The sequence below is a fragment of the Phocaeicola barnesiae DSM 18169 = JCM 13652 genome (assembly GCF_000374585.1).
Taxonomy (GTDB): Bacteria; Bacteroidota; Bacteroidia; order Bacteroidales; family Bacteroidaceae; genus Phocaeicola; species Phocaeicola barnesiae.
Map to the genome: position 1 here is coordinate 58,973 of NZ_KB894659.1, position 8,142 is coordinate 67,114.

Genomic DNA, 8,142 nt, shown 5'->3' on the forward strand with positions numbered 1-8,142 from the left:
ACGGACTTCCTTTTATAAAAATAAGAAAGCGTGGAATCAGCGTAACCTGCGTCTACCTATCTTATAAATTATATTCAATTACAATGTCTGCTTCACTTCTACTTCTTCGTAAGTTTCAATGATATCGCCTACCTTCAGGTCATTACAGTTGGTCAGGCTGATACCGCACTCGAAGTTGGTACCTACCTCCTTCACATCGTCCTTGAAACGCTTCAAGGCATTGATGTTACCTGTAAAGATAACGATACCGTCACGAATCAGACGAGCCTTGTCGGAACGTTTCACCTTACCGGTCTTCACCATTGCTCCGGCTACCATACCCACCTTGCTGATGTTGAATACCTCACGCACTTCGATGGTAGCGGTCACCTGTTCCTTCAATGTCGGTGCCAACATACCTTCCATCGCAGCCTTGACTTCTTCGATGGCATCGTAGATGATAGAATACTTGCGGATATCTACACCTTCCTGTTCGGCCAGTTTCGCAGCATTGCTTGACGGACGAACCTGGAAACCTACGATAATGGCATCGGAAGCAGCCGCCAATGAAACATCGGATTCGGAAATCTGTCCTACACCCTTATGGATGACATTGACCTGAATCTGTTCGGTAGACAACTTGATGAGTGAATCGCTCAACGCTTCTACAGAACCGTCCACGTCACCCTTCACGATGATGTTCAGTTCGTGGAAGTCACCCAAAGCCAAACGGCGTCCTACTTCATCGAGTGTCAACATCTTCTGAGTACGCAAGCCCTGTTCACGAGCCAACTGTTCACGCTTGTTGGCGATTTCACGTGCTTCCTGGTCTGTATCGAATACATGGAAAGTATCACCTGCAGCCGGAGCGCCGTTCAATCCCAGAATCAATACCGGTTCAGAAGGACCGGCTTCTTTCAGACGCTGGTTACGTTCGTTGAACATAGCTTTCACCTTACCGTAAGAAGTTCCGGCCAACACGATATCACCGACATGCAATGTACCGTTGGAAACCAGTACAGTCGCTACATAACCACGTCCCTTATCCAATGAAGATTCGATGATGGAACCGGTAGCCTTACGGTTCGGATTTGCTTTCAAATCCAGCATTTCGGCTTCGAGCAACACTTTTTCGAGCAGTTCCTTCACACCGATACCCTTCTTGGCCGAGATATCCTGAGACTGGTACTTGCCGCCCCATTCTTCTACCAGGAAGTTCATGGCAGCCAGTTCCTCCTTAATCTTGTCCGGATTGGCATTCGGTTTATCAATCTTGTTGATGGCAAATACGATAGGTACACCGGCAGCCATCGCATGGTTGATAGCTTCCTTGGTCTGTGGCATGACATTATCATCGGCAGCCACAATGACGATTACCACGTCGGTAACCTTCGCACCACGGGCACGCATCGCGGTAAATGCCTCGTGACCCGGAGTATCAAGGAAGGTGATGCGTCGGCCGTCTTCCAGCTTCACGTTATAGGCACCGATGTGCTGTGTGATACCTCCGGCTTCACCGGCAATCACATTGGCCTTACGGATATAGTCAAGCAACGAAGTCTTACCGTGGTCTACGTGTCCCATGACTGTAACAATCGGCGCACGTGCCTGCAGGTCTTCTTCAGCATCGGCTTCTTCTTCGATGGCCTGTGCAACTTCTGCACTTACATATTCTGTCTTGTATCCAAATTCTTCTGCTACCAGGTTGATGGTTTCAGCATCCAGACGCTGGTTGATAGATACCATCAGTCCAACGCTCATACAGGTAGAAATAACCTGAGTCACTGAAATATCCATCATGTTTGCCAATTCGTTGGCAGTAACGAACTCTGTCAGTTTCAACACCTTGCTTTCTTCCTGTTCGAGTTCTTCCTGCTCCATCTGGCGGTTCTGCAACTGTTCACGTTTTTCCTTACGGTACTTGGCTGCCTTATTCTTTCCCTTATTTGTCAGGCGGGCCAGCGTTTCCTTCACCTGTTTAGCTACATCTTCATCGCTGACTTCCTGTTTTACCACCGGTTTCTTGAAACGGTCCTTGTTGTGCTTTCCTCCACCTTGACTGGAAGCATTGTTCTTACCGGATTTTTCATTACGTGCAGCACCTGCGTTCACACTGGCGCTGACAGCACCGGGGTTATTGATGTCAACCCGTTCCTTGTTGATACGGTTGCGTTTCTTCTTCTTCGCAGCATCGTCCAGTCCAGCCTTATCCCCTTTCTCATCAGTTTTTCTGATTTCCTTGATAATAGCGTCTTTCATCTGTTTGCGCTGTTCCTGGCGTTGCTTATCCTTTTCCTCCCGCTCTTTACGTTTTTCTTCTTTCGATTTCTTTTTCGGGCGGGTAGATTGATTCAATGCAGCCAAGTCAATCTGACCTACCACATTGATTTTCGATTTGAATTCGGTAGGACGGATTTTGAATACCTCGTCCTCTTTCTTTTGGGCGGACTGTACATCCGGGTTTTCTTGTTTCTTTTCTTCCATCGGCTCTGGTTTGATATCTTCTGCCTTTATCTCCGGCTGTTTAAGTTCTTCTTTCACTTCTTGTGGTTCCGGTTTCTTCACTTCCTCGACAACCGGTTCAGGACGGGTCGCCTTTTCTGCTTCTACCTCTATCTTGACAGGTTCTGGCTGCGCAGGCGTTTCCTGAGCTGCCGGTTCTGCGGCAGGCTCCACAACAGCCGGTTTTACCTTTTTCTTCTTATTCAGACTGTCCAAATCAATCTTACCTACCGGTTTGAATTTCGGACGTACATCTTCGGGAACTACTGTCTCGATGGTATCCGAAACCGAAGCTTTGGCTTCCGGTTTCAAATCTTCAATCGAGACAGAAGCCTTATTACGGTCTTTGTTCTGTCTTTCCTGAATGATTTTTTCCGACTCCATCTTCAGATGTTTATCCTTGCTGAACTCCTTTACCAGCGCGGCATATTGTTCATCGGTGATTTTGGCATTGGGATTAGCATCTATGGTATAGCCTTTTTTCTGCAAAAAATCTACTACCGTCGCTATTCCTACATTCAAGTCTCTTGTTACTTTATTCAATCTAATCGTCATAATTTTCTTCAGTTTTTAATAGAGTTCGGGAAAAAGTTCATGCACACAAAAGACCAGGCAACAAAATACTGAATCGCCACAGATCCTTAACCGTTCAGGGGACAGAACGTAACATTTATTCTTCTTCGAACTCCGCTTTCAAAATTCTCAACACATCGTCTACTGTGTTCTCCTCCAAGTCTGCCTTCTCAATCAGCATTTCACGCGGAGCGTTCAATACTCCTTTGGCTGTATCAATACCGATACCCTTGATAGCATTGATAACCCAATCATCGATTTCATCCTTGAATTCATCCAGATAGATGTCTTCGTCGGTTGCGTTCTCATCCAGTTCGCGGTATACATCGATGGTATATTCGGTCAGCATACTTGCCAGCTTGATGTTCATACCACCCTTACCGATAGCCAACGACACTTCTTCAGGCTTCAGGTAAACTTCTGCCCGCTTTTCTTCCTCGTGCATGACGATGGAAGAAATCTTGGCCGGACTCAACGCACGCTGGATGAAGAGCTGGATATTCGATGTGTAATTGATGACATCGATGTTCTCGTTGCGCAACTCACGTACGATACCATGGATTCGCGAACCTTTCACACCGACACAGGCTCCAACCGGATCGATACGATCATCATAAGATTCTACTGCAATCTTGGCGCGTTCACCCGGGATACGGGCAATCTTCTTGATGGTAATCAGTCCGTCATTGATTTCCGGAACTTCCTGTTCGAACAGACGCTGCAGGAACATCGGAGATGTACGGCTCAGGATAATCTTCGGATTGTTGTTCTTGTTGTCCACACGGGCTACCACAGCACGGGCAGTTTCTCCCTTCCGGTAGAAATCACTCGGAATCTGTTCTGTCTTCGGGAGCAGAAGTTCATTGCCCTCATCGTCGAGCAACAGGATTTCCTTCTTCCAAATCTGGTAAACCTCTGCGCTGATAATGGTACCTACCTTGTCGATATATTTGTTATACAGACTATCCTTCTCCAGTTCAAGAATCTTGGAAGCCAATGTCTGCCGCAAGTTCAGGATAGCACGACGACCAAACTTTTCAAAGAATACCTGATCGGTTACTTCCTCACCCGCTTCGTATGAAGCATCAATCTTACGAGCCTCTGTCAGAGAAATCTGCATATTAGGGTTCGTCAGTTCGTCATCGGCTACGACTGTACGGTTTCGGTAGATTTCAAAATCACCCTTATCCGGATTCACAATCACATCGTAGTTCTCGTCCGTACCGAACATTTTCGCAATCACACTACGGAAAGATTCTTCCAATACACTCACCATCGTGGTGCGGTCTATATTCTTCAGTTCCTTGAATTCCGAGAATGTGTCAATCAGACTGACAGTTTCTTCTTTTTTAGCCATAATCTTATTTAAAGCTGATTAAGTATTTGGTATATTTTATTTCGTCGTACGTGAAAGTAACACTTTGTTCCACCATTTTCGGTCGTTTAGCCCCTTCTTCCTTGACCTTTACCTGTATTACAATGGTAAAATTGTCACTAGTGACCTCTGTCAGTACACCGGTCCATTTCTTACCATCCTTGGTCTGTACTTCCACATCTTTTCCGATATGGATTTCATACTGCTTCAGCACCTTGAACGGCTGACCGATACCTGCTGAACCGACTTCCAGTTCATAATCCTCTTCTTCACGGTTCAGCTTCGACTCGATGTAACGGCTCAGTTCCACACAATCATCAATCCACACCCCTTCGGCATGGTCGATTTCAACTACAATTTTGTCATCCGGACTCACTGTAACATCTACCAAAAAGTAATCTTTACCCTCCAGCCATTCGTCTACTATCCGGGTTACAACGTTTTTATCTATCATGTATTAACTATTAAGAACAAAAAAAGGAGCTTTAATGCCCCTCCACCTTTCATCCATCTCGGCGCAAAGATACAAATAATATCCTGTACCGCAAAATTATAGTGTATTTATTTCATTTTTATAAATTATTAATAAAAAGCCTGAGTAACTCTTCACGAGTGCCTCAGGCTTAACCACCAAATTATGTATCCCTAACAATGCATGGACAACTGCCGGATTCAAAATCAGGATTGTTCCGGAATGCGTTCCGGTTTTTCCGTATCAGTTGCCTTACCTATAACTATGTAAAACGTTCAATAATCTCCATACACATCCGCCCATTGTGGTACGGACATTTCCAGAAACCGGCCTTGTCGTCCCTGGTATTGACCGTACCGTCTTCATAACAACTCCAATACCACTCACCTTCTTGACGGTCTATAAGATGTTCACGAATGAAATTCCAGGTTCTTCCGGCTACCTTCAATGCCTTTTCATCCTGAAAATACTGATACAGATTGGCATGTCCTACGACATTTTCAGCCTGTACCCACCAATGCAATTCCCGGTCTACATGATGCTTGTCGAGAAAATTCTCATAAATCATGCTTCCGTCAGGATTCAACCCCTCGTCAGCCGCCCACGCAATCCGAATAACCAAAGGTTCCACCTCTTTCAGCAGTTCCGTATCGCCTATCACCAATGCCGCTTCATGCAACAGCCAGGAAGCCTCAATATCATGACCATACGAATAAATATGATACTTATTCAGCCAATCTTCCTCAAAGAAAAGATTCAGATGGCCTGTTTCACGGTCCAGAATCTTATCAAGAAAAATACGTATCAGATTACGCAACTGTTTCTCCAACCGTTCGTTTTTCCATACACGATACAAGTTGGTATACGGTTCCAGAATATGCAGGTGTGTATTCATGGTCTTTTTCTCGTTCTCATCCTTATCACTCAACCGCATATCCTCTATCGGTTTCCAGTCGCGGGTCAAGGCTTCCAGATAACCGTTCCGTACCGGATCGAAACTATATTTCTCAATCACCTCGAACAGGCGTATGGCATAATCCAGCGCTTCTTTGTCTCCCGTAGCCCTAGCATATTCACTCAATCCGTAAATAGCAAACCCGATGGCATATATCTGTTTTTTCTTATCCGAAGGATTCCCATCGCAGTCCAGTTCCCAATAGATGCCACCGAATTCTGTGTCATAGAAACAATCTATCAGATAGCGTTTGGCGCGTGTAGCAGTTTCCAGATATTCCTCTTTCTTCAGAATCCGATAAGCTGATGAAAATGTCCATAAGATGCGGGCATTCAAGATAGCCCCTTTCGGAGCCTCTGCATACAGATTTCCTTCTCCGTCTATCCGACCATAAAAACCACCTCTCACTTTATCTACCATCCTGCCCATCCAGAACGGTAGGATATTTGTTTCCAGCTCTTCCTGCATTTCTGCACGGAGCCGTTTCACCAGTTCATTCATTTGTTTTAGCTATACGTTTAAGGTTCAACTTTTCCATTATCTCCTTACATCTCTTCTCACTCAACGGATATACAAGAATAAAGACCATCGAAATGAGAGCTGCAGCAGCCGGTAGCCAGCTCAGAAACATCTTGATGCCTTGAATCGTTTCCGGGCTCTGTTCCGCATTGGGTTGGAATCCGAAATAGCTCAACAGCCATCCGGTTACAGCCGTACCGATAGCCCATCCGAATTTCTGGCTCATCGACGAAGCGCTGAATATCAATCCTGTGGCACGATTCCCGGTTCTCAACTCCGAATAATCGGCACAATCGGCATACATCGACCACAACAACGGGAAAATACAACCGGCACAGATACTGATAAGGCATTGGAATACAAATATCAACACCAAATCATCCTTCTCGAACCAGAAGAAGATGATACTCAACACAACTGCCAGCAGCATGGAAAGCGCAAACGTACGCCTCTTTCCGATGTGGTTACTAAGGGGAGCCGCCATAATGACGCCGATAATATTCGCCATCTGCCCCACAGCCAGATACAGACCGCTCAATACGAAAGTAATACCGAACAAGGAAACCGACTGATGCTGTTCCTCCAATATATAATATTTGAAATAGTAGACTGTCGCGCCGTCACGCACGGAATTGAATACCAGAGTGGCAACACCTGCACCGAACAGAATCCACCAGGGTTTGTTGTGAAACAAGTCTCTGACATCTTCCTTCAATGATGTCTTCCGGTCATTGATTGGCTTTACCCTCTCCTTTGTCCAAGCAAAACATCCTAAAAACAATACTGCACACATTACCGCAATCACCACTACCGCCATAGTCCACGCAAACTGTTGGTCGGCAATATCAGAACTGCCCCCACTGAAACAGTTTACCATAGGCATAAACAGCAACAGTGCAATAAAGCTACCCAAATAAGCAAACATCATACGGTAAGTAGACAAGGTATTCCGTTCTTTCGGGTCCGGACTCATGACACCCAACAGCGAAGCATAGGGTACGTTGATGCCCGAGTACACCATCATCATCAAAGAATAGGTAAGATAAGCATAAACCAGCTTACCTACATCTCCGAAGGGAGGTGTATAAAAAGTAAGTACTCCTATCAATGCGAAAGGAATAGCCAGATACAACAAATACGGACGGAACTTACCCCACCGACTGGAAGTCCGGTCGGCAATTACACCGACAATCGGGTCGAACACGGAATCCCATATACGGGTTACCAGAAACATGGTCCCTACCATAGCCGCCGGCAATCCAAAGATATCGGTGTAAAAAATCATCAGATAGGCACCGAACAACTTCCAGAACATGGAAGATGCCATATCGCCGAATCCATAACCTATCTTTTCTGTGAGTTTTATCATAGCGGTACTTACTTTTTTATCATTTCTAAGGAATCAGTTCGGACCCACTATACAGAGTCCGAACTCATCCGTCGTATAATCCATTCTTAACTATCAGATATGATGCTTACACTCTACGAATATAAAGAATTGTATCAATTCTCAGCTGGACAAATCAGAACTATTTTTGTAACAGTCATATTCTGACCATTCAAATACGGCCAACTATTTTCTGTAAGTGCAGCTACCAATTCCGCTGTCACCTCCATATCCACATAACCTGCATCATCAGTCACATCAATGGTAGCTGTACCAGCGAACTGCAACTGTGCGCCATCGGTCTTGTCTGTATAATAAAAGCGCAAGGTACAGCCTTCAGTGGTCTTAGCAAGTATCTCCGGTTTATATTCTATACTTGT

General features: G+C 45.3%; 6 protein-coding genes. All 6 read right to left on the reverse strand.

The genetic code is table 11. The features are described 5' to 3' along the window. Positions 1 to 78: 78 nt before the first annotated feature. Positions 79 to 3,036 (reverse strand): translation initiation factor IF-2, encoded by a 2,958-nt coding sequence (infB, locus tag C510_RS0114130; RefSeq protein ID WP_026320239.1) that lies wholly within the window; start codon positions 3,034 to 3,036, stop codon positions 79 to 81. Between the two features lie 115 nt (positions 3,037 to 3,151). Continuing rightward, positions 3,152 to 4,411: a transcription termination factor NusA gene (nusA, locus tag C510_RS0114135; protein ID WP_018711930.1), complete on the reverse strand. Its 1,260-nt coding sequence runs from the start codon at positions 4,409 to 4,411 to the stop codon at positions 3,152 to 3,154. A gap of 4 nt (positions 4,412 to 4,415) precedes the next feature. Next, on the reverse strand, positions 4,416 to 4,883 hold the full coding sequence (gene rimP / locus C510_RS0114140; protein WP_018711931.1) for a ribosome assembly cofactor RimP: 468 nt from the start codon (positions 4,881 to 4,883) through the stop codon (positions 4,416 to 4,418). 280 nt (positions 4,884 to 5,163) lie between these two features. Further along, positions 5,164 to 6,357, reverse strand: coding sequence for an AGE family epimerase/isomerase (locus tag C510_RS0114145; RefSeq protein ID WP_018711932.1), 1,194 nt, complete (start codon positions 6,355 to 6,357; stop codon positions 5,164 to 5,166). After that, positions 6,350 to 7,744 carry an MFS transporter gene (locus C510_RS0114150; RefSeq protein WP_018711933.1) on the reverse strand — a complete coding sequence of 465 codons (1,395 nt, stop codon included), beginning with the start codon at positions 7,742 to 7,744 and terminating at the stop codon, positions 6,350 to 6,352. The genes C510_RS0114145 and C510_RS0114150 overlap by 8 nt, the downstream gene beginning before the upstream one ends. Positions 7,745 to 7,878: 134 nt before the next feature. Beyond that, the coding region (locus tag C510_RS17530; RefSeq protein WP_026320240.1) for a hypothetical protein at positions 7,879 to 8,142 on the reverse strand (264 nt) is incomplete at its 5' end.